The 22,182-nt window shown below is 65.5% G+C and carries 20 protein-coding genes; 4 read left to right on the plus strand and 16 right to left on the minus strand.

Annotated elements, in window-relative coordinates:
• Nucleotides 1–28: 28 nt before the first annotated feature.
• The 11 genes from QM841_RS34575 to QM841_RS34625 form a co-directional block, all read right to left on the minus strand.
• A complete protein-coding gene (locus tag QM841_RS34575; RefSeq protein ID WP_283335403.1) occupies nucleotides 29–337 on the minus strand; it encodes a hypothetical protein in 309 nt (102 codons plus the stop codon).
• Nucleotides 334–1,704 (minus strand): FAD-binding oxidoreductase, encoded by a 1,371-nt coding sequence (locus tag QM841_RS34580; RefSeq protein ID WP_283335404.1) that lies wholly within the window; start codon nucleotides 1,702–1,704, stop codon nucleotides 334–336. The genes QM841_RS34575 and QM841_RS34580 overlap by 4 nt, the downstream gene beginning before the upstream one ends.
• A gap of 50 nt (nucleotides 1,705–1,754) precedes the next feature.
• Nucleotides 1,755–2,081 carry a putative quinol monooxygenase gene (locus tag QM841_RS34585; RefSeq protein ID WP_283335406.1) on the minus strand — a complete coding sequence of 109 codons (327 nt, stop codon included), beginning with the start codon at nucleotides 2,079–2,081 and terminating at the stop codon, nucleotides 1,755–1,757.
• Nucleotides 2,082–2,179: 98 nt separating this feature from the next.
• On the minus strand, nucleotides 2,180–3,829 hold the full coding sequence (gene groL, locus QM841_RS34590; RefSeq protein ID WP_005242375.1) for a chaperonin GroEL: 1,650 nt from the start codon (nucleotides 3,827–3,829) through the stop codon (nucleotides 2,180–2,182).
• 41 nt (nucleotides 3,830–3,870) lie between these two features.
• A complete protein-coding gene (locus QM841_RS34595; protein ID WP_280784343.1) occupies nucleotides 3,871–4,896 on the minus strand; it encodes an NAD(P)-dependent alcohol dehydrogenase in 1,026 nt (341 codons plus the stop codon).
• The gene (locus QM841_RS34600) at nucleotides 4,893–5,636 is read right to left on the minus strand and encodes an iron-sulfur cluster assembly protein (RefSeq protein WP_283335408.1); all 744 of its coding nucleotides are present in this window, start codon (nucleotides 5,634–5,636) and stop codon (nucleotides 4,893–4,895) included. Before QM841_RS34600 ends, QM841_RS34595 begins: the two co-directional genes overlap by 4 nt.
• On the minus strand, nucleotides 5,633–6,679 hold the full coding sequence (locus QM841_RS34605; RefSeq protein ID WP_283335410.1) for an amidohydrolase family protein: 1,047 nt from the start codon (nucleotides 6,677–6,679) through the stop codon (nucleotides 5,633–5,635). Before QM841_RS34605 ends, QM841_RS34600 begins: the two co-directional genes overlap by 4 nt.
• Nucleotides 6,680–6,758: 79 nt before the next feature.
• Complete coding sequence (gene mimD, locus QM841_RS34610) at nucleotides 6,759–7,100, minus strand: propane 2-monooxygenase effector subunit MimD (protein WP_009472934.1); 342 nt, start codon at nucleotides 7,098–7,100, stop codon at nucleotides 6,759–6,761.
• Nucleotides 7,097–8,203 carry an aromatic/alkene monooxygenase hydroxylase subunit beta gene (locus tag QM841_RS34615; protein WP_009472933.1) on the minus strand — a complete coding sequence of 369 codons (1,107 nt, stop codon included), beginning with the start codon at nucleotides 8,201–8,203 and terminating at the stop codon, nucleotides 7,097–7,099. Before QM841_RS34615 ends, mimD begins: the two co-directional genes overlap by 4 nt.
• A 51-nt stretch (nucleotides 8,204–8,254) precedes the next feature.
• Entirely contained in the window at nucleotides 8,255–9,298 is a 1,044-nt protein-coding gene (locus QM841_RS34620; protein ID WP_283335411.1) for a 2Fe-2S iron-sulfur cluster-binding protein, read from the minus strand.
• Nucleotides 9,299–9,382: 84 nt separating this feature from the next.
• Entirely contained in the window at nucleotides 9,383–11,017 is a 1,635-nt protein-coding gene (locus QM841_RS34625) for a ferritin family protein (RefSeq protein WP_009472931.1), read from the minus strand.
• Nucleotides 11,018–11,367: 350 nt separating this feature from the next.
• Here QM841_RS34625 and QM841_RS34630 point away from each other — a divergent pair, with 350 nt between their 5' ends.
• Nucleotides 11,368–13,023 (plus strand): sigma-54-dependent Fis family transcriptional regulator, encoded by a 1,656-nt coding sequence (locus QM841_RS34630; protein WP_502943303.1) that lies wholly within the window; start codon nucleotides 11,368–11,370, stop codon nucleotides 13,021–13,023.
• Between the two features lie 113 nt (nucleotides 13,024–13,136).
• Entirely contained in the window at nucleotides 13,137–14,594 is a 1,458-nt protein-coding gene (locus QM841_RS34635) for a catalase (protein WP_283335413.1), read from the plus strand.
• An 89-nt stretch (nucleotides 14,595–14,683) separates the two neighbouring features.
• Here the strand turns inward: QM841_RS34635 and QM841_RS34640 are convergent, their stop codons facing one another.
• The 3 genes from QM841_RS34640 to QM841_RS34650 all read right to left on the minus strand — a co-directional run bounded on the left by QM841_RS34640 (nucleotide 14,684) and on the right by QM841_RS34650 (nucleotide 17,698).
• Nucleotides 14,684–15,844, minus strand: a complete 1,161-nt coding sequence (locus QM841_RS34640; protein ID WP_283335414.1) for a hypothetical protein — start codon at nucleotides 15,842–15,844, stop codon at nucleotides 14,684–14,686.
• Entirely contained in the window at nucleotides 15,844–16,794 is a 951-nt protein-coding gene (locus QM841_RS34645) for a metal-dependent hydrolase (RefSeq protein ID WP_009472926.1), read from the minus strand. Before QM841_RS34645 ends, QM841_RS34640 begins: the two co-directional genes overlap by 1 nt.
• A gap of 358 nt (nucleotides 16,795–17,152) precedes the next feature.
• Nucleotides 17,153–17,698 (minus strand): SDR family NAD(P)-dependent oxidoreductase, encoded by a 546-nt coding sequence (locus QM841_RS34650; RefSeq protein ID WP_283335415.1) that lies wholly within the window; start codon nucleotides 17,696–17,698, stop codon nucleotides 17,153–17,155.
• A gap of 365 nt (nucleotides 17,699–18,063) precedes the next feature.
• On the opposite strand from QM841_RS34650, the gene QM841_RS34655 reads away from it, so the two are divergent.
• The gene (locus QM841_RS34655; RefSeq protein ID WP_009472923.1) at nucleotides 18,064–18,669 is read left to right on the plus strand and encodes a TetR/AcrR family transcriptional regulator; all 606 of its coding nucleotides are present in this window, start codon (nucleotides 18,064–18,066) and stop codon (nucleotides 18,667–18,669) included.
• An 87-nt stretch (nucleotides 18,670–18,756) separates the two neighbouring features.
• Here QM841_RS34655 and QM841_RS34660 read toward each other — a convergent pair whose 3' ends face one another.
• Nucleotides 18,757–19,134 carry an ANTAR domain-containing protein gene (locus QM841_RS34660; protein ID WP_105420100.1) on the minus strand — a complete coding sequence of 126 codons (378 nt, stop codon included), beginning with the start codon at nucleotides 19,132–19,134 and terminating at the stop codon, nucleotides 18,757–18,759.
• A 70-nt stretch (nucleotides 19,135–19,204) separates the two neighbouring features.
• Nucleotides 19,205–20,215 carry an NAD(P)-dependent alcohol dehydrogenase gene (locus QM841_RS34665; RefSeq protein WP_283335417.1) on the minus strand — a complete coding sequence of 337 codons (1,011 nt, stop codon included), beginning with the start codon at nucleotides 20,213–20,215 and terminating at the stop codon, nucleotides 19,205–19,207.
• Between the two features lie 252 nt (nucleotides 20,216–20,467).
• Between QM841_RS34665 and QM841_RS34670 the strand changes: the two genes are divergently transcribed.
• On the plus strand, nucleotides 20,468–22,182 hold a 1,715-nt coding region (locus QM841_RS34670), incomplete at its 3' end, for a condensation domain-containing protein (RefSeq protein WP_283335419.1).

A 22,182-nucleotide genomic window follows, 5' to 3' on the forward strand; every position in this document is an offset into this window, starting at 1 on the left:
TATGAGACGGGGTGGCGGAGCACCGGGATCAGCGTGGCGTCAGCCGGGATTCGCTGTCATCGACGTGGCCTTTCGACGCAGGGGAAGGGGGATGAGCGGTTCGCTGTAGCCGCTCGGCGCACACGGCGAGAAGACGGTGCCGGAGGGTGTCGTCGAGGGGCGGGAAACGTCGTCCGGCCAGGACCTTCAGGCGCTCGAAGTACTGCGCCTCGGTCCACCCGAACGTGACGAAGATGTCTTCGGCGCTGCCGCCGCCGAACACTGCCCACCGGTTGCCGAACTCCAGGACGAGGTCGTCGTCCCGCTTCGATCGGACGTGTGGTTTCGTGGGTGTCATATCGCACGTCCCGGATTGAGAATTCCGGTGGGGTCGAACGCTGCCTTGACTTCCGCCATCAGGGACCTCTCCACCGACCCGATCATGGGTTCGAGGTAGCGGCGTTTGAGGTCGCCGACGCCGTGCTCGCCCGTGATGGATCCGCCCAGCGCCAAGCATCGCGCCACCATCGCGTCGAAGGCCTGGTGGGCCCGTTCGGCGGCGTCCGGATCTGCGGCGTCGAACACGATCGTGGGGTGGAGGTTGCCGTCGGCGGCGTGCCCGAAGGTGCCGATGAGGAGGCGGTAGTGGTCGGCGATGCGGGTAATGGCGTCGAGCATGTGCGGTAGCCGGGGCACCGGCACGGCCAGGTCGTCGAGCAGAGTGCTGCCGCGGCGCTCGAGGGCGGTCAGCGCCACACTGCGGGCCTGCATGAGGGCGTCTCCTTCGGCGGGGTCGGTGCTCATGTACAGCTCGGTGGCCGCGGAGGCACGGCACGCGTCCGCGCTGCGCTGCGCTTCCGCCGGGGCTGCGTCGCCGTCGCACTGGATCAACAGCAGCGCGCCGGCCGTCTGGTCGAGACCCATGCGGGTCATGTCGTTGACGGCCGAGATGGTGGTGCGGTCCATGAGTTCCACCAGGCTCGGGTCGGCCACCGCCTGAATCGCCATCACCGCGTCGACCGCCTGGACGGGCTCGGCGAAGGCGGCGACGACGGTGGCCGTGCGTGCCGGTGGTCGACGCAGCCGCATGGTCGCCTCGACGATGACGGCCAGGGTGCCCTCGGACCCGACCAGCAGTTGGGTCAGATTCAATCCGGCGACATTTTTGCGGGTGGCGGCGCCGGTGTGGATGATCCGGCCGTCGGCGAGCACCGCCTTGATCCGGGCGACGTGGTCGCCGGTGACCCCGTATTTCGCGCAGCATGCTCCGCCGGCATTGGTCGCGAGGTTCCCCCCGATCGTGGAGACGGCGCGACTGCCGGGGTCTGGGACATACCAGAGTCCGCGCTCCGCGGCCGCGGCAGCGAGGACACCGTTGATCACTCCCGGCTCGACCGTGGCGGTGCGGGACTGTTCGTCGATGGTGAGGATGCGGTCGAGTTTTTCGGTGCTGAGCACGATGCAGCCGTCGATCGCGTTGGCCCCGCCGGCGAGTCCGGTGCCCGCCCCTCTCGTGACGACCGGAATGCCGTACCGGTGGGCGGTTTTCAGGGTTGTCACGACGTGGTCGGTGGTCCGGGCGCGGACCACCGCGATCGGATGCCCGGAGGGGGAGAGCATCGACTGGTCGCGGGTGTAGGCGATCATGGTGTCGCTGTCGGTCACCACGGCATCGCCCAGTGCCGCGAGCAGACCCGCGACGGGGCCGGTCGTCACCACGGTCATGCTTGTCCTTCCACAGTGATGTATTCCGTCAGGTTGTGCGCCGCACCGGGTTACCGGCTGATCTCCAGTTCGCCCATGCGGGACCAGTCGGTGCCGGGTAGGTCGGTGTGGAGGATGCGCGGTGTCTCGCTCAGTGCCGGGCGCATCGCGTCCAATCCCTTCCGGAAGTGGTCGGCAGCGACGTGGTCGGACCCGGCCTGCCCGTCCCGGAACGCCTCGATCAGCACGAACTCGGCGGGATCGTCTGCGCTGCGATGCCATTCGAACCAGAGATTGCCCGGCTCGGATCGGGTCGCGTCGGTGAACTCCTTGGTGACGAGTAACCAGTCGTTCCGGTACTTGTCGAGGACCTTGAACTTCACCACGATGAAAATCACGATGACTCACTTTCTTTCGGACGAATTCCTCACCGCCGGAACGGGGGAGTGGGTCACCGCCTCGCAGGACCGTCGAGGCGGTGACCCACTGGATTGCTCTAGTAGATGTTCGACGGGCGGACCATGCCTTCGGCGAGATCGCCGAAACCGGGCGCCATGATGGCACCGGGATTGCCCAGCACCTCTTCCACGACAGCGGTCTCCGTGGTGATCAGAAGTGCCGCGATCGAGGCCGCGCTCTCGAGTGCGGCGCGGGTGACCTTGAACGGGTCGATCACCCCGTCGTCGAACATGTCCCCGTATTCACCGGTGAGCGCGTTGAACCCGTGCCCGAGCGGTAAACCTGCGACCACCTCGACGACCTCGTCGCCGTCGAACCCGGCGTTGATCGCGATCCAGCGCAGCGGTTCGGCGAGAGCGCGGCGCACGACGTCACACCCGATGGCCTCGTCGCCGGTCAGGTCGAGATCGGCCAACGCCCGATGCGACTGCGCCAGCGCGGTACCACCACCGGAGACGATCCCCGCCTCCACCGCGGCGCGAGTGGCGGCCAGGGCGTCCTCGACGCGCAACATCCGCTCCTTGAGCTCGACGCTGGTCGCGCCGCCGACGCGGATGACGGCAACCCGACCGGTGAGCCGGGCGATGCGCAGTTCGAGGCTTTCCTGGTCAGCCTCGATCTTTGCGCGCTCGTGCTGGGATTCGAGCTGGGCGATGCGAGCGTCGAGCAGGCGCTGGTCCCCGTGCCCGCCGACGATCGTGGTCTCGTTCTCGGTCACGGTGATGCGATCACACGAACCGAGATGCTCGACACTGATTTCGGACAGTTCGATGCCGGTGTCCTTGGCGATCACGTGCCCACCCAGTGCCACCGCGAGGTCTTCTAGCTCGGCGACCCGGCGATGTCCGAAACCGGGGGCCCGGACGACCACCGACTGCATCGTCTTGTGCATGTTGCCGCCGACGAGAAGTTGCAGGGCCGGCCCGTCGACCTCCTCGGCCAGCACCACCAGGGGCCGGTCGGCGCGCTTGGCCACCTCGATGCTCGGCATGATGTCTTGAACCTGGGTGATCTTCTTGTTGGTCAGCAGGATCAGCGGATTGGTATGCACCGCTTCCATCCGCTCCGGGTCGGTGACCATGTAGCCGGAGATGTAGCCGTGATCGAACTCGATGCCGTCGACGATGTCGACCGACAGCCCGAGGGTGTCGCTCTCCTCGGTGGTGACGACCCCGGACTTGCCGACGTAGTCGACGGCCTTCGAGATGGCGTGCCCGATCACCTCGTCGTCGCTGGCGGCGAGAGTCGCGATCCGCTGCAGATCGCTTTGCCCGCCGATCTGGGAGGCCTGCTCGTGGAGGGAGTCGACGACCACGGACACGGCCCGTTCGATGCCGCGGCGCACCCGCATGGGGTTGGCCCCGGCGTCGACGGACCGCAGCCCCTCGCGGACCATCGCCTGGGCGAGCACGGTTGCCGTGGTGGTGCCGTCGCCGACCACACCATTGGTTTTCATCGCCACTTCCTTGACCAGCTGCGCACCCATGTTGGCGAAGGGTTCGCGGAGCTGTATCTCGCGGGCGATGGTCACGCCGTCGTTGGTGATCGTCGGTGGTCCGGTGAGCTTTTCGAGCACCGCGTTGCGCCCCTTGGGGCCGAGGGTCACCTTGACCGCGTCGGCGAGGGCGTTGACGCCGTGCTCGAGCCGCGCCCGGGCGTCCGTGTTGTACCGCAGCTCTTTTGCCATGGCTGATGTCCTTTCGTGCTTCGAGCGGAGGATGCGACGTGCTACGGGACGAGAATCGCGCGGCCGCGCACCCGGCCGGCATCGAGATCGTCGAGTGCTTGCTGGAAGTCCTCGAGCCGGTACCGGGTGGTGTGCAGGGTGACCTTGCCCTGGGCGGCAAGGGTCATGAGCTCCTGGAGGTCGTTGTAGGAGCCGACGAGATTTCCGATGAAGTTGATCTCGGTGGAGATCACATCGATCGTCGGGACGTCGATGTTCTCGCCGTACCCGACGACGTAGTAGTTCCCGGCGCGGCGCAGCATCGCGATCCCCTCTGCGGTCGCGCCGCCCTCGCCGACGAAGTCGACGACGGCTTCGGCGCCGTGACCGCCGGTCAGGTCGAGCACCTGCTGGATGTGGGTGCCGTCGGCGACGATGCCGTGGTCGGCGCCGATCTTCACGGCGAGTTCGACGGCCGCGGGGTTGCGGTCGAGCACGACCACGGTGACACCGGAGATCGCCTTCAGGACCTGAATGCCGATGTGACCGAGTCCGCCGGCCCCGATCACGACGCACACGTCTCCGGGCCGAGTCGTCTTCGCGGCCTTGGCAACGGCGTGGTACGCCGTCAGGCCCGCGTCGGCGAGGGCGGCGACGTCGGCCGGTTCGAGCGAGTCGTCGATCCGGACCACGCTGCGGGCGGTGGTGCGCAGATATTCGGCGTACCCGCCGTTGACGTCGATGCCGGGGAATGTGCTGTTCTGGCAGTGGACGTCGTCTCCGAATCGGCACGCCCGGCACAGTCCGCACGTGATGAGCGGGTGCAGAATCACCTTGTCGCCGACCGCGACATTGGTGACGGCGTCGCCCACGGCGTGGACCCAGCCGGCGTTCTCGTGGCCGATCGTGTACGGCAGCGCGACACCGGACTTCGCCTCCCACTGCCCTTCGAGGATGTGCAGATCGGTGCGGCACACACCCGCGCCGCCGATGCGCACGATGACATCGAGCGGGCCGTCGATCGTGGGTTCGGGAATGTCGGTGAGCTGCAGTTTGGTGTGGTATCCCACCACTTGCACGGCCTTCATCGCGGGCTCCTGGTTCTGAGATTGGTGATTCGCGTTGTGGCTCCGACGGATTCGCTGTCGGCGTAACGGGTAGCGAGCAGGCCGCGGCAGAAATGCGCGTTGCCTTCCATCGAAATGCGCACCGACTTGGCGAAGCGCAGCCGCATCGGCACCGATTCCGAGGCGATGCGCTTGCCGTCGTCGTCGACGAACACCCGGCTGGCCGGGCAGATGCTCAACCCGATGCCGATCCTGCGACGCAGCAGCGCGGCCTTGGCCTTCCCGGGAGCGAGGTCGCCGAGGGTGAGCCGGTAGATCTCGTTCACACCCACATCGGTGGTCTTCAGGTGCGCCTCGACACACCGCTCCATCGCCGCGGCGTGCGCCTTGGACCGGAACGTTCGGCGCAACTCGTGCAGACTCTCCTCCGCCTCGGAGCCGAACGTCCCGACGTATCCGGCGTCCGCCGCGAGACCGGCGTTGATCTTGTCGCTGTCGTGATGGTCGTCGAGCAGCACCCGCACCTCGCCGATGTCGTCGACCAGACGCAGGGCGTCGAGGGCGTCGGAGGCCATGAGGTAGGCGAAGTTCGGCGAGCAGAACGCGGTGGGCAGCCGTAGGTGGACGGTGACCCCGTCGTCGTCGAGGGTGACCGACCGGACGAAGCCGAGATCGGTGATCGGCTCGTCCAGTTCCGGGTCGGTGACCGTCGACAGGGCCATCAGGACGTCCTGTTCGGTGCAGACGACGGCGGCGGTCATGACGACACGGTTTCCCGCGCCCCGGCAGCGACCTCCACACCTTCCTGCCCGGCCGGCTCGGCCAGTCGCAGGTTCGCGGGAACGTCGATGTCGTACAGCGCTGCCGCGTTGAGGCCGAGGATCTTCTGCTTCTGCCGGGCGGTGATCGGGGCGTACTCGCCCTGCATGTCCTCGGGGATCTGGAAGTCGACGAACTTCTCGATCAGCCACTTCGGGGTCCACAGCGCATAGTCGCTGCCGAACAGGATTTTGTCCTCGCCGATCCAGTAGAGCAACTCGCCGATGATCTGGGCGAAGTAGCGGGGCCGGGTGTGGATGAACGGAAGGGCAACCGCCAGGCCGCCGTACACGTTCGACTCCTGGGTGGCGATCCAGCAGAAGTCCTCGAGGCGCGGCAGGCCCACGTGCTCGACGACGAACCGCAGGTCCAGGTAGTCGGTGGCGACCTTGTCGATGTCGGAGACGTCGAAGGCGTCGCGGTCGAGGGGACGGATCGTCGGGCCCTTGTGGACGTGAATGTTCTTGATCCCCAGCTCGATGCACTCTTCGAGGTAGCGCCGCGACCAGGGGTCGTCGAGTTTGTAGCCGCGGGAATCGCCGTGCCATTCGGCGGTGTAGAGCTTGACGCCCTGCAGGTTCATCCGGTCGGCGTCCTTGCGGAGTTGTTCGAGACCGGCCTCCTCGTGACGGGGATCGTAGGCGTGGTTGTAGGTCAGTTTGCCGGGGTGCTTGGCGACCAGGGCGAGCGCTTCGTCGGTTCGCCCGAATCCGTTGTGGTAGAAGTCGCTGAGCAAGGTGGCCTGGAAGATCGCGTGGTCGACGTATCCCTCCACGAAGATGTCACGCTCGAAGCGCTCGCTGCCGTAGTACGTGTAGGTGTCGTAGTCCCACACGACCTCTTCGGGGCTGAGGTTCTTGTGATAGTCGTAGAAGCAGTCGATGAACTGCTTGCCGTGCACGTTCTTCTGGTTCGACTCGCGGGCGTCCCAGACGTGGACGTGGCCGTCCACGATGAAATATTTCTGACCGTCCTTCTGATACATCGGGTCCTCGCTTGGTCCTGGTTTTCGGGTGGGCTGGGGGTGTCCGGGGCCACCCTGTGTGGCCCCGGACAGCTGCGATCTACTGCGCTGTGAGGTCGAATCCGATGTACTCGGCGGCGTCCTCGGGGCTGGCGAACAGCAGGGTCTTCTCGTCGAGGTGGACCATGCGCCCGTAGTGGGTGGAGCTGATCTCCTCGAAGATGGAGCCGTCGAATTCCTGGCCGAGGGCGTCGGTGAGTTCCTCGTAGTCGAAGTCGAGCAGCTTCTGGCCGTCGACGCGGATCATCGACGGGTACTCGGTCAGCTCGACACCGTCCTTGGCGCCCATCACTTCCGCGACGACACGGCCGATGGGGGTGTTCATCAAGGTCACGCCACACATGTTGGAGAACTCGGTGGACGATCCGAATTGCATGCTCACTTGTCCAACTCCTTGGGGATGTCGAGCCCGAGGTCCTCGAGCAGGGAACGGAACTTGTCGGTGGCGGCGTCGAAACTGGTGGCGAAGGTGATCGCCTTGTCGGCCGGCTGTGACCAGATCGGCTGCAGTGCCCGGGCGGCGTCGAGGCACCGTGGCACCCAGATCGAGAGCCAGGTGCCGAACAGCTCCTTGTTCGTCTCCCCGTGCTCGGGGTCTCGGGTGAGCAACCGGAACAGGTTGCGGGTGTAGGCGAGGTCGCGGTCGTAGTCGTGTTCGCCGGTGCCCACGATGGTGGGCGTGATGTAGTCACCGTTACCGGCGGCGATCTGCATGACCAATTCGCTGCGGAACAGGGTGCCGACCAGCTGCTCGAAGACGATGTTCGAGGCGAACAGCAGCTCACACCAGTCCGGAACCGCGGTGAGCCGCTCGACGACCTCGCGGGTGGGCTGCCACTCGGGTGCGGACTGCCAGACCTCCTTGTGGGCGAGACCGTCGAAGTCCTCGGTGGCCTCGGACAGGTCGAGATTGAACAGGGCCAAGTCCTGGGCGAAGCGCATCTTGTGGGCGGCGTTCACCGCGACGGCGGTGTTGATCATGTTCGTCGGGCAGGACCGCTGGATCGAGGTGAACACGTGCAGCGCCAACCCGTTCTCGGCGTGCATCCAGGCCCCCAGGTTGCGGGAGATGAACGTCAGCCACGGGGTGTTCCAGGCGTCGTAAACTCGGGCACGCTTGGCGTTGGACAGGCACAACTCGACCTGATGGACCACCTTGGAGTTGTTGCGGAAGATGGTCTGGTCCCACTCCTCGTTCGGGTCGAGGAAGGCGTGCCAATTCGACGACTTCGCGGCCGTCCACTCCTGTGGGTAACCGCCGGGTCCGTCACCGAAGCCGTAGATCCAGCCCTGCGAGAGGTGACGGTCGGGGTCGGGCTGCACGTCGACGGTCACGTCCTCGTACATCGTCGACCGCTTCTTGGCCGGTGTGTAGTAGCTGAACGAGCGGCTGCGGGAGCTGGGGAACTCCAGCGCACCGGCTTCGGAGTCGGTGAACTCGATCTTCGGAAAGCTGCGTTGCTTGGACTCGGAGGTTGCGGTCATCTCGTTTCTCAGTTCTGTCGGTGAAGCAGGAAGGTGGTTTCCGAGGGACGTCTACTCGAAGGCGGGGCTGGTGAACTTGTCGTAGAAGATCTGGTCGTGCGGGGTGCCCTTCGCCTCGAGCAGTTCCAGGGCGGCGTCGACCATCGGCGGCGGCCCGCACAGGTACACCTCGGCCCGCCCGAGCTCGGGTTCGCGGCGGCCGACGACGTCGGTGACATTGCCGTCCTCGACGGTGATCGCACCCACCGGCGGTGGGTCCATCGATTCGGACAGGCAGGCCACGAAACTGAAATCCTTCAGTCCCTGTCCGAGTTCGAGGATCTCGTCGAGGTAGAACAGGTCCTGCGGGGTGCGGGCACCGTAGTAGAAGTGCACCTGCCGGGTGTTGCCCGTCTCGCTCATGTGCCGCAGCAACGACAGCAGCGGAGCCATCCCCGCGCCGCCGCCGATGAAGACCATTGGCAGAACGTGGCCTTCCTTGATGGTGAACGACCCGTACGGACCGGTCAGGGCGATCTCGTCACCTACCGATATCCCGTCCTCGAGCAGGCCGGCGAACTTGCCGCCGGGGTACTTCTTGATGAGGAATTCGACGTGCCCCGGCGTCGATTGGGTTGTCGCCATGGAGAAGGACCGATGCTCGTCGGTTCCCGGGATGTGCAGGTCGGAGTATTGACCAGGTTTGAATTCGTACCCAGCGGGTTCGACGGGCGCCAGTCGCAGCGACACGATGTCCTTGGTCATCGACTCGATCCCGGTCACCTGGGTGCGCACATCTTGGATGGGGACACCGCCCAGAAGTTCGTCCTCGTCGAAATTGAGCAGTTCGATCGTGCAGTCGCTGTATGCGGTTGAGCGGCACAGCAGCACGTGCCCCTCGTCGACCTCGGCGTCGTTGCACGCAAATGTCGAGTAGTTCTCCATCTGGATGTCGCCGTCGAGGACAAAGGATTTGCAGGCCGAGCAGCGTCCCTCACGGCAGCCGTGCATCAGGTGGATGCCTTGTCGGAATGCGGCATCGAGGATGTACTCGTCTTCGCCGACTTCCATCTCGATGTCGACGGGCTCGAAGTTGATTACGTGCTTGTCGGCCACGGGGGTTCTCCTGGGCTCGTGAAGTGAATGGTGAAGCGGTGGGTGGCGCCGGAGTGGCCGCGGCGCCACCCACCGGGCCTTGAATCAGGCCGGAACTGTGCCGCCGGCGCGGTACGCGGCGATGTGCGCGTTGCGTTCGGCTTCGGACATCTGGTTCAGCAGCACGTTCGGACTCTGGAAGGTGTTGCCTCGTACGTCGTCCAGAGTCCACATCTTCTTCGGGTCGTCCAGATGGAGATGCGGCTGACCGATGAGGGTCTTACCGTCGTCGCGCACGTAACCGAGGTCCTGCACGATGTCAGCGAGATCCTTGCCGTGATGGAGGGTCTCCCACTCCCGGAATCCGGTGAGACGCCCCATGTTCGGGGTATCCCGGCCCTCGTACTCGCTGCGGAACGCGACCGCGTCGGTCCAGTAGCAAGTCTCCGAGCAGTAGGTCCGCCACTGGTCGTCGACCTTCTCCACGACCATGTCCTCGCGGATCAGGGCCGGCACCATGCAGGTCCAGCACCGGTGCGGGTACTGGTACCCGACCTCCTCGAACGCGATCGGCTTGTTACGGCCAGGGTAGGCGAGGCGGTTGTACTCCTCCCACCACTTGCCGTACTTCGAGTACCAGCCGGGGTACTTGTGCTCGAACCATTCGAAGTCCTTGTCGGTCATCGTGTCGATCCGCCAGTAGTTCACCGGCCAGCCGGTGGCGAAGAACCGGGCCACCTCGTGGACGTAGCCCTTCTCGGTGATCCGTTTCCACGACTCCTCGACCAGGTCGTGCGGGATCGTCAGGCCGTACTTCTCGAGCGGGATGAGGTAGCTGCGGTAGTAGTCGTCGTAGATCCACCGCCGCCACATCTCGGCGTAACTTTCGCGGTCCTTGCGGCGGTCCTTCGTGCCGTACTCGATGAAGGTGCCGATCGCGGCGTCGACGACACAGTGGTTGTTCCACCATGCGTACCGCAGATCCCGTTCGAGCAGCGGCCGGTTGCGCTCGTCGGCGAGCGCCATCAGCAGGATCGAATAGCCGTTGGAGATGTGCCGGGACTCGTCGGATTGCACCGAGTGGAACACCGTCGGCAGCAGGTAGTCACCGTTGGCGGCGGCCTCGTCGGGCATCGCGACGAACAGGGTGTTGGTGAACGCGGTCTCGGCGACCACGGTCAGGTAGATGTTCGCGGCAGTGATTGCGTCACCGGTGATGAACCCTTCGCCGAACTGCCGGCCGATGGTGCCCGCGTAGTTGTTCGAGAACGCCTTCTCGGTGATGTCGAACCCGGCGGGATCGATGTAGTTGTTCATGTACAGCTTCTTGAGGTTCATCTGGATCGTCGAGTGACGAACCTCGTCGATCATCTGCACCGCCAGCCCGTTGTGGATTTCCGGGTTGGGGACGGCGTCGATGGCCATCGGCATCGCTCGGGCGGCCGAGATCTCCGGGAACGGAATGATCGACAGGAACAGCTTCTGCCACTCGAGCCACCGCTGCTGCACCTGCCGGAACATGTTGCCGCGGATGGCACCGTCCATGGCGCCGTACACGCGGTTGTCCTTCTCTTCCTCCATCGGGAAGTAGGACCGCATGATCTGCTTGAGAGGATCCTTCTTCGGAGCCTTCTCGAAGGTGTAGTCGGTGCCGAACCGGGTGGCCGGGGTTGCGAATGTCGGATCCCATGACAGTTCGGTGATCTTCGCGTGGGCCTTTGTCAGGCTTTGCCTACTCAATGTGCGCCTCCTGGATCGTGAGCCGGCCGGGTGCCGGCTGTGGGGGGGACGTTGTGGAAATTGATTGAACCCCGTGACCCAGCTCTCATCCGTCTCAGTGTGAGACGCAGGTCACCTTCGGGTGGGTGGTGGCTGCCTACACTTGCCCCGCGCCGCGGCAGACCATGCAGCCCTCGATCAGTCGACCCAGGAGACCCGAGCGAGTGACCCCACAGCCCACCAGCACGTCACACCACCGCACGACGCCGAAGTCGAACTCGGACTCGGACTCGGACTCGGACTCCGAGGGGGCTCCGGCCTCGAGTTCGCCTGCGGGATCGGACTACCTTCGTCTGAGTAATTGGCTCCGGGTGTCCTGGTCGCGATCTCGGCAGGCGTTGGGCGACGACGACCGGCCCGCCGCCGCGTACGTCGAGCGCGCGGCCGCCGATACGGTGCTCGAGCGCGCCGCCCGATCCGTGCTGCCCGACTTGACCACCGCCATCGAAAACGAGCCGGTATCACTGATTCTCACCGATGCGAACGGCATCGTCCTCTCCCGCACCGGTGGCGACAGCGCCTTGTTCACCGCACTCGACCGAGTCGACCTCGCCCCGGGCTTTCGCTACGCGGAGACCCAGGTCGGCACCAATGGAATCGGTACCGCGCTCGAGGTCGGCCGACCTCTCCTCGTGGACGGAGACCAGCACTTCAGTGGTCCGCTGCGGTCCTTCTCCTGCGCGGGAGCGCCGGTGACGCACCCCATGACCGGAGCGATTCTCGGTGTCGTGGACCTGACCACCGCCGCGCAGAATTCCAACACCCTGCTGCTGTCCTTCGCCACACTTGCCGCAGCCCGCCTTCGCGAGCACATGCTCGACGACGCAACCGAACTGGACCGGGCGATCTTCAGTGCGTACCGGTCCGCATGCCGGCGCTCCAGCCGACCCGTCGTCGCTGTCGGTGACGAGGTCGTGATGATGAACTCGCTGACCCGGCAACAATTCGACTCACCAGACCAGATGGCGATCCTCGAACGCACCCGAGACATCGGCGGCGAAACGGCACCGGTCACGATCCTCACCGACCTGCCCAGCGGAACGGTCGCACGCCTGAGTTACGAGCCGGCATTCACCGGTAGCCGGCTGGCCGGAGGTGTTGTTCGAATCACGAAACAGGTTGCTTCGCAGCGTCTTTCCACTCCGAAGGTGAATGTTCCCACCCCGCCCGCGATCGCCGGTGCCAGCCCGCTCTGGCGGCACACGGTCCAGGCGGTCGTCGACGCCTGCCGACGACAGGACTGGCTCGTCCTCGACGGAGAACCCGGCGTCGGCAAGACCGCCCTGATCCGAGCGGCGCACCAACTCGTACCGGACCGCGGACTCGCCGTACTCGACGCCACCGCACTCGGCGACGATCTCCTCACCGAGGCCTCCGACGAACTCGACAGCGGATCCGACCTGGCAATACTGCACGCACACGCCCTGAACGACGCTCACCTCGCCGCGCTCGCGGACCTACTGCAGGGCCCCGAGGCGCAGGAGCCACCTCGCAGACCGTGGGTGGTGCTCACCCGGTATCCCCAGGACTCGACCGACACCACTCCACTGCTGCGCATGTTCCCCAAGTCGGTCACGGTGCCACCCCTACGGCACCACCTGGACGACATTCCGGATCTTGTGCGCAGCCTCCTCGACACCCTGGGGGCCACCGGCCTCACCCTGGCTCCAGCCGCCTCGAATCAGCTCGCGCGTCTGGCGTGGCGCGGAAACGTCACCCAGCTGAAGAAGGTTCTCGAGGACACTTGCCGGCGGCAACGGGCCGGTGTCGTCGAAATCGACACCCTGCCTCCCGCATGCCGTTCCACCACACGCCGAACGTTGACCAGGATGCAGGCGCTCGAGAGGGACGCGATCGTGGACGCGCTCGCGCTTCATGCCGGCGACAAGACGGCCGCCGCCACCGCCATCGGCATGTCCCGAGCGACGATCTACCGCAAGATTCGCGAATTCGGCATCGTGCTCTGACCGACCGTACCGCGGGAATGTCAGATTGAGACATCGCTGCGCTCTCCCTCGAGGGATGCTCTCGCCGAACCACATTCACCCGCCCAGACTCGGGTGTCAGACAGGAGAAATCGATGACCAACCCGAACGGACTCACCACAGTCGCCGGTGCGCCGGTACCCGACAACCAGAACAGCCTCACCGCCGGCGCACGCGGTCCGATGCTCCTGCAAGACGTCTGGCTTCTCGAGAAACTCGCGCACTTCGACCGCGAAGTCATCCCCGAACGCCGCATGCACGCCAAGGGTTCGGCCGCGTTCGGCACCTTCCGCGTCACCCACGACATCACCGCACACACCAACGCCGCCGTATTCTCGGAGATCTGCAAGCAGACCGAGGTATTCCTGCGTTTCTCCACGGTCGCCGGCGAGCGCGGCGCCGCCGACGCCGAACGCGACATCCGCGGATTCGCCGTCCGCTTCTACACCGAGCAAGGCAACTGGGATGTCGTCGGTAACAACACCCCCGTCTTCTTCTTCCGTGACCCCCTCAAGTTCCCCGACCTCAACCACGCGGTCAAGCGCGATCCGAAGACGAACCTGCGCTCGGCGGAGAACAACTGGGACTTCTGGACCAATCTCCCGGAGGCGCTGCACCAGATCACCATCGTGATGTCCGACCGCGGCATCCCCGACGGCTACCGGCACATGCACGGTTTCGGGTCACACACCTTCTCGTTCGTCAACGACGCCGGGGAACGCTCCTGGGTGAAGTTCCACTTCCGCACTCAGCAGGGCATCAAGAACCTCACCGACGAAGAGGCTGCCGTCGTCGTCGCCGGCGATCGCGAGTCGGCGCAGCGCGATCTCTTCAATGCAATCGAGGAGGGCAATTACCCGAAGTGGACCCTTTTCGTGCAGATCATGCCGGAAGCCGACGCCCAGACCTACCGCTATCATCCCTTCGACCTCACCAAGGTGTGGTCCAAGAAGGACTATCCGCTCATCGAGGTCGGGGAACTCGAACTCGACCGCAACCCGGAGAATTACCACGCCGACGTCGAGCAGGCGGCCTTCTCCCCGGCGAACATCGTCCCCGGCATCGGGTTCTCACCGGACCGCATGCTGCAAGGCCGACTGTTCTCCTACGGCGACGCCGCCCGCTACCGGCTCGGCGTCAACCACCACCAGATCCCGGTCAACAGTCCCAGAGGGGCAACCCACGTCAATTCGTTCCACCGTGACGGCGTCATGCGGGTCGACGGCAACCTGGGCAGCGTCCCGAGCATCGAACCCAACTCACACGGCCGCTTCGCCGACCAGCGGAGCTACGCCGAACCGCCACTCGAAGTCGGCGTGGTCGCCGACCGGTTCGACTACCGAGCAGACGACGACAACTACTTCGAACAGCCCGGCAACCTCTTCCGCAGCATGACTGCCGAACAGCAGACGGTGCTGTTCGAGAACACCGCCCGTGCCATCACCGGAGCGTCGGCTGCCGTCATCGAGCGCCACATCGCCAACTGCACTCGAGCAGACCCCGCCTACGGCGAAGGCGTGCGAAAGGCCTGTGAAGCGCTCGGCGCCTTGTAGTTCGCGCATCCCAGCCCGTGATCTGCGCGCATCACCGCGGATCACGGGCTGGGGTCGCACCGGCCAAGCAGTCGCTCCCGTCGTCGCGCCTATCGGACCGCGTTCGGCACCGCACCCTCACCGGAGACCGGGCCGCGTCCGTCAGCGGCGCCCCGCGGCACCGTGAAGGTGGCGGCGACGCACAGAATCGCAATCGCGAAGCAGGCGATGGTGTACCAGAGATTTCCGATGGGATCGCCGTTGCTCGTGACGCCGTCGACAGCGCCGAAGTAGCTGGGCAACGCGGTCACCCACAGAATGCCCATCACGCCGAGGTACACCACGCTGTAGGCACGGACGAAATCGTTCGAATAGATCGGAACGTCGGACGTCCCCCGTCGAAGTCGCGACCACTGCCGGACCAGGATCGGGATCGCGACGAGCGCGATGACGATCAGTTCGGTCGCGTAGAGAATTCCCCGGACCGTGGTGCTCTCCATTCCGAGGACCGTCGCCGGGATCGGGAGGATGAATGTGCCCGCCGACGCCAGGAGACCGATCACGATCGTGCGCCACACCAGTTCGAGTCCGGTGAAGTCCCGGCCCCGGTCGGCGTAGCGGCCCACGAAGAACTGAACGCACAGGGCCAGCGACATGGGCCAGAGGGCCGCGAACACCACCACGCTCGGCAGTGGGACCGAGTCGAACATGGGCTGGTTGACCGGGTTGGTGGTCGACCATTCCCACCACCTCAGCTGCGGTCCGAGCTGGTCGAAGATCTCGTAGAACGCGTGGTGCACGAAGCCCACACAGACCGCGCCGACGAGTACCCCGTACTTCCGGAAGACGCCGAGCATCCGGACGAGCTCGAAGGCAAGCGTGGCCATGAGCGGATAAATCGCGATGATGTACAGCGGTAGTCGGCCCCACAGGAAGTCCACGGTGAACACGTTGTGCGCGAACATCGTGTCCACGTGCTCTTCGATCCCGAAGGCCGCCGGAAAGTACAGCGGTGGCTCGATGACGAACAGATACGCCGTGGCGCCGAACCAGAGCACCAGGTTGGTCGGATCGCCGTTGCGGCGCCAGCGCAGGATCGCGAATACGAGCGCGAGCACCGACCCGACCACGATGGTGAGCTCGAGAACCGGCAGGGTCCAGTTCTCCAGCGCCGACGGGCTACGGACCTCGACGAGTCCGCCGGCCTCGGCGCACGAGAAGCCGAGCGCTGCCGAGAGTTGGTCGAAGGTGGGTGAGCAGAGGTCGGCCATCAGTTGACCACCGCCGGGACGGGATCGGTCCGGCGTTCGCGTGAGTCCGCGGTGTACCACCGGGTGCAGTCGTAGCCTGCGTCGTATCGGGCGAACCACTCGTCGGCGAGCGCGGGCAGCTTTTCGTGGGTGGGGTCGTGTTTCGGCATCTGACTACGGACGATGCCGGCCAGTGCGGTGAGCTGTTCACCGCGCGGGAGGTCGTCGAACGCACGCGGCATGACGCCTTTGCTCAGGTAGGGCGCGAACGACGTGAGCAGTTTCTGCTTCGTGCGGTGCGTGGCGAACATCGACATCGAATCGACCTTCCGCTCCCTGATCGGCACGTGCTGATTGAAGCCGGCGCAGGCGATCCGCATCACCTTCATCACATGTGCGAAGATCGACGGCGCCATCCGCATCCGGTACAGCTCTTCCCCGACAAGGGAATTGAAGATGATCATCGCGGAACTCCGGTGTTCGACCTCTTCGACGAAATGCCAGATGAACAGGGACGCGACGCGGTCGTCTCCCGGTCGGAAGAGGGTCGCGTCGTTGTCGAGCATCAGTTTGAACACCGGCGTGAAGGTTGCCTCCAGATCCGCGGTGTAGGCGAGTCGGTAGTTCAGGGTCGTCGCCTCGGTGAGGAGGTCGTACTCGCCGATCACGGCGTCCAGGGTGTTCTGGAGCCCCGGGTATCGCTTGATCAGGGCTTTGACGTGCTGGCGATGCGCGGTCGAGTGGTGACCCTCCTGACGCATGAACGCCATGGCCTCTTCTGCGACCTCGGGGTCGGTCATCCGTGGTTTTGCCTGCATGATCGCCTTGACGATCATCTTCTCGAAGCCGACGGCCAGGAACGAGATCGCATTCGACATGTTCGACCAGGCCGGGTTGTCGGGGTTCCAGAGGAACGGGACGTCCTGTTCGTCAAACGCGAAATCCATCTTTCTGGGGTGCAGGTCGGTCATGTGGGATACCTCGTCTCGTGCGACATGAGTGGGCTGCAGCCTCTGGGCAGGTAGAGACCCGAGCGTTTAACAACATACACACATCGATGGGTATGTATGATTAAGTTTCCCAAGCAACGGGTTACCGATCTGAACAATTCGGTTTTGCGCATGCCAACGAGCCTCGGTCGCGGCTCCATCAACGATGGGGTGCCGGTCACCGATCGCGATGCGGTCCCGCGCCTGTTCCGGAGACCTAGCGCTGTCGTTACTCACGGTTCGGTTGCCACCGAACCCGGAAGGAGGAGGGCGTTCGTCCCGCCTCCAGGCCCGGGTCAGTCGACGACAGCGCCCCCGGTGAGGTTGATCTCGGCCGCGGTCATCGTCGTGGCCCAGTCGGACGCGGCGAAGACGGCCGCGTTCGCTGTCGGCACAGTCCGGCGAGTGCGGCCCACGCGACGTGGGAGCCACCGAGGTTCGGGATAGCCTCCCGTCCGCCGGCCATGACGAGGATGACGCCGGTGCCGCGTCCCACCATGTGGCGTGCAGCGGCCGTGGCCACGGTGAAGCTCGTCGTGACCGCCTTGGCGACTGGCTGCATGACGTCGCCGACCCGCATGTCGACGAGCGGCGTGCCTTGGATGTCGTCGTTGAAGGTGGCGTTGAAGCAGACGTCGATGCCGCCGCTCTGGTCCGCCACCGCCGCGGCATGCCATTCAACCGCGTCCCGGTCCACCGCATCGAGAACCGCGACGTGCGCAATCCCGCCCTCGTCCCTGATGCGGTGGGCGACATCCTCGAGCGTGGCGCGCGTGCGTCCGGTGAGGTGCACCTCTGCGCCTTCCCGCGCGTACGCCCGCGCGACCGCGGAGCCGATGGCGCCACTGCCTCCGTGGACGATCGTGGTGCGGTTCTGCAGCAGCATCACTCATCCGCCTTCCGTCTCTCGCGTACCAGGGTAGGACCGCGAGAGGAAGGCCCGCGCGAGTTTCCGGACTTCATCGGCACGAGCTCGAGTGGCGTCGAGCTGCAGCTCGAGCGTCGCGCTCGGGTCCCGGACCATCAGCGACAACCCCGGGCCCGTAGTCCACGCCGGTGGAAGCGGTGGTGGTCCGGCTCAACATCGCGCACCCGGAATTCGGCGAATCCCTGGAGAGCGTCCGCGAAACAGGGCTTCGGGGTGGTGGGCCAAGCGTTCGCGGTAACCTCTGAGTCCGGTGGGGCGGTGCGCCGACAGCCCTTGCATGCCGTTCGGGCCCAACGGCGCGTTGTGAGAGGTAGGGAAAGACAGTGGCTGGCAGGCGTGGGTGGGGTGGTAGTCCGCCTGGAAGTGACGAGGAAGCGTCCCGGCGAATCGTCACCGCCGCAGTCGAACTCATCAGTCGGAAAGATACGGCGATCAGCATCGCCGACGTTGCGGAATCCCTCGGCGTCATCCGTCAGACGGTGTACCGATACTTTCCCAGCACCGACGCCCTCCTACGAGCCGCAGCCATCGCCGCCGTCGCCGGATTCCTCGACCGCCTCACAGAACACCTCGTGGGCATCGAAGACCCCGCTGAAGCTGTGGTCGAGGCCGTGATCTACACACTCAACGAAGCGCCCCGCATTCCGCAGCTCGGCATCATGCTGTCCGGTTCTCATTCCCACACCGAGGGGATCACGTCCGACGAGGCCCTCACCTTCGGAATGACGATGATCAGACGCTTCGACGTCGACTGGGAGCGGCACGGCTACGACGAGCCCGCCCTGCGTGAGCTCGTCGAATATCAGCTACGGACGATGCAGTCGTTCTTCATCTCGCCCGGAAACCCGCCGCGGAGCCAGGACGAACTGCGTGCGTACCTGCGACGGTGGGTGGGGTCAACGGTCGCGGTCCCGCGCAATCCAGCCTAGAGACCGGGTGGCGATCTGCCGCAGGAATATGGGTACGCAGCCGCTGCCGGCGACTCCGGCGCGCCGACAGCCGACGGACCGCGCAGGTCACGGGCGTATCTGCGTCGTGAGGTGGGGATGGTGTCGCCCGTGCAGGCTGGCCATGCGCTGCGTCGGCCGGTGGGGCCCCGAAGGAGGCTGTCCGCGGAGTCCTTCCCACTCGGGGAAGGTGCCCGGTCGGCGACTGGTGAGGTGCCGGGTGTTGCTGGTGAGGTCGATCAGGCACCGGGCGGCACCCTGCACGGAGAGGTGGTGCCGTCGTGCCACGTCGAGCAGTTCGTCGAACGCCTGCGCGTCGCTGTAGCCGCGGCTGGTGATCAGCACCGCCTTGGCGGTGGTCAAGAGTTCACGGTCGGAGGGCCCGCGGCGCCGGTCGAGGAAGCTTCGGGTGGGCCGCACGGGGTTCGGGTTCTCGGATTTCAACATCTGGCACCGTCCTTTTGTGTACGAGATTCCCCCAGGTCGCGATCTCGTAAACGCGCGTACCCGAGTGGGGTCATGTGGGCATACGGGTGGTTGGAACCCGATCTCCGGGGCGGCCCGTCTGCACCACGGTGATGACGACGTTGCCACTCTTGTGTCCGGTGTCGACGTACCGATGCGCCTCGACGATGCGTTCCAGGGGATAGCTGCGGTCGATGACGATCCGCAATGTGCCCGCTTCGATGAGTTGCTTGATGTACGCCAATGCGTCGTTCTTGCGGACGGACATACCGGTGACGACTTTCCTTCCGCCTCGGATCGACGTCCAGAGTTGCAGCAGGTTGTTGTTCAGCCCGGATGTGGGAACGTAGCACCCGTGCTCGGTGAGCGCGCCCTTGCACCGAGCGAACGAATTCCTGCCGACGGCGTCGAAGACGACGTCGTATTCCTCGGCGTTGTCGGTGAAATCCTCGGTGGTGTAATCGATGACCTTGTCGGCGCCCAGGGACTTCACCAACTCCGTGTTGTGCGGACCGCACACTCCGGTGACCTCCGCGCCGAACGACTTGGCGAGTTGCACTGCGTAGGTGCCGACGCTGCCGGAGGCGCCGTTGACGAGAACCTTCTGTCCGGTTCGCACCTTCGCCTTGTCCCGAAGGAAGAACAGTGCGGTGGTGGCACCGTCGACGGCGGCGGCGGCCTCTTCGTAGGTCTTGTCGACCGGCTTGAGTGCGAGCGAGGCGGTTTCCGGCAGGCACTTGTACTCGGCGTAGGCGCCGATATCGAAACCGGTGAACCCGAATACCTGATCGCCCGGCTGGAACCTGTGCACGTCCTTGCCGACGGCCTCGATCTCTCCGGCAAGCTCGAGGCCCAGGGTCCGCAGCTTCCTTCGTGGCCGTCGCAGCCCGAGGATCAACCGGCCCCAGAGCGGCTCGCCGCGGCGCATCTTGCATTCCGCTGTTGTCACCGTTGTCGCGTGGACTTTCACCAGGACTTCGCCGTCCTTGGGTGTCGGCTTCGGGACCTGCGCGAGTTCGAGTACTTCGGGTCCGCCGAACCGAGTGTGGATGATCGCCTTCATCGCGGACCTCCTCGGCGGCGCTCCAGGTCATCGCGCCTCGAACACGCTCACGGCCAAGCATAGTTCTCCGGCATCCTCGTCGTGGGGTTGTGCCGACGGTGCAGGGTGCCCACACCACACACCTAGGGTGTGTTTTCGCGCAAGGCGATCCGCGGGACCGTAGTGGCGTCGGTATATCCGGCTGCCCCTGCCCACAAGGACCGAGCGTCCCGCCGTCGATCCAGCGGCGCAAGCACCCCGGTTGGTGATTTGATGGAACACGCTGCGCGAGCGAACTACCGAGAGCATCGATCCGATCCGTTCCCGCTGTCCGCGGCGCAGCACGGGCTGTGGTTTGCGCAGCAACTCGCCCCGGACGTCCCGATCTGCATCGCGCAGTACGTCGACATCCACGGGCAGCTGGACGTCGATCTGTTCCGTGAGGTAGCGCTCGTTGCCGGCCACGAATACGAGTCGGTGTTCCTGCGCCTGGTCGACGTCGATGGTGAGCCGCATCAGGTGGTCGATCCGCCTGCCGACGCGGCCATGGGAATCGTCGACTTCCGCAGTGCATCCGACCCGATGGCCGCCGCGGAGGCGTGGATGCAGGAGAACTACACGGCACGAGTCGATTTCGAGCACGACTATCTGTGCGAATCGTCACTGTTGCGGGTCGGTGACGAGCGGCACCTGTGGTACAGCAGGATCCACCACGTCGCCCTCGACGGATACGGGGCGATGACGATGGTCAACCGTGTCGCCGCCCTGTACACCGCGGCGGTCCACGGTCTCGAGCTCGAACCGAACCGTGCATCCGACCTGCACACCCTGCACCGCCTCGAAGGCGACTACCGGGCGTCCCACCGGTTCTCGTCCGACCGTGACTACTGGGCCGAACGTCTCCACACACGCACGAACGGCGCCTCCCTGACCGACATCGAGGCTCCACCCGCCGCCCATAGCCTGACCGTGCGCGCGGCGCTGTCCACCGATACCGTCGCACGGCTCGAGGACACCGACGGCCGGCCGGGCGCGACGGCAGCAGCCGCGTTGATCGCCGCCTTCGCCTGCTACCTCTCGCGGCGGACGGGACGGCAGGACGTGCTCGTGGACATTCCGCTGTCCGCGCGCACCACCGCTGTACTGCGCCGTTCCGGCGGCATGCTCGCCAACGTTGCGCCATTGCGGGTGCAGGTCCGATCCGACGACACCGTCGGCGACCTCGTGACCCGGGTCCAGCACGAACTGATGGGGGCAATGCGGCACCAGCGCGGCAACGTCGAGGACATTCTGCGTGAGCTGGGTGTCTCCGCCGAGGCCCGCAGGATCTCGGGACCGATGATCAACGTGATGCTCTTCGATCAGGATCTCACCTTCGGGTCGCTGACCGGTGACTTCCGGATCCTCACCACCGGTCCTGTCCCAGACCTGTCCGTGAACGTGTACCGGAGTGGCACGCCGGCGTCGACGATCGTCGAGTTCGAGGCCAACCCGTACCGCTACCGCGACGACGACCTGCGGTCGCATCACGCCGGCGTCGTCGAATTGATCGACGAACTGCTCGCCGCCGACCCCGGCACACCGCTCGCCGTGATCGGTGTGGCGGAGTTGGAGTGCTTGACACCGGTGGTGGGTGGGGTGTCGGTGTCGGAGGTGTCGTTGCCGGAGTTGTTGGCGGCGTCGGTGGTTGCGGATCCGGGTGCGGTGGCGGTGGTGTGTGGGGATCGTCGGTTGACGTATCGGGAGTTGGATGAGGCGTCGAATCGGTTGGCGCGGGTGTTGTTGGGGGCGGGGGTGGGTGCGGAGTCGGTGGTGGCTGTGGCGGTGGCGCGGTCGGTCGAGTCGGTGTTGTCGGTGTGGGCGGTGGCGAAGACGGGGGCGGCGTTTTTGCCGGTGGATCCGCAGTATCCGGTGGGGCGTGTGGAGCACATGCTGACGGATTCGGGTGTGGTGGTGGGGGTGACGGTCTCGGAGGTGCGGGATCGGTT

Source organism: Rhodococcus sp. IEGM 1307 (genome assembly GCF_030056915.1).
GTDB classification, from domain to species: Bacteria; Actinomycetota; Actinomycetes; order Mycobacteriales; family Mycobacteriaceae; genus Rhodococcus_F; species Rhodococcus_F opacus_D.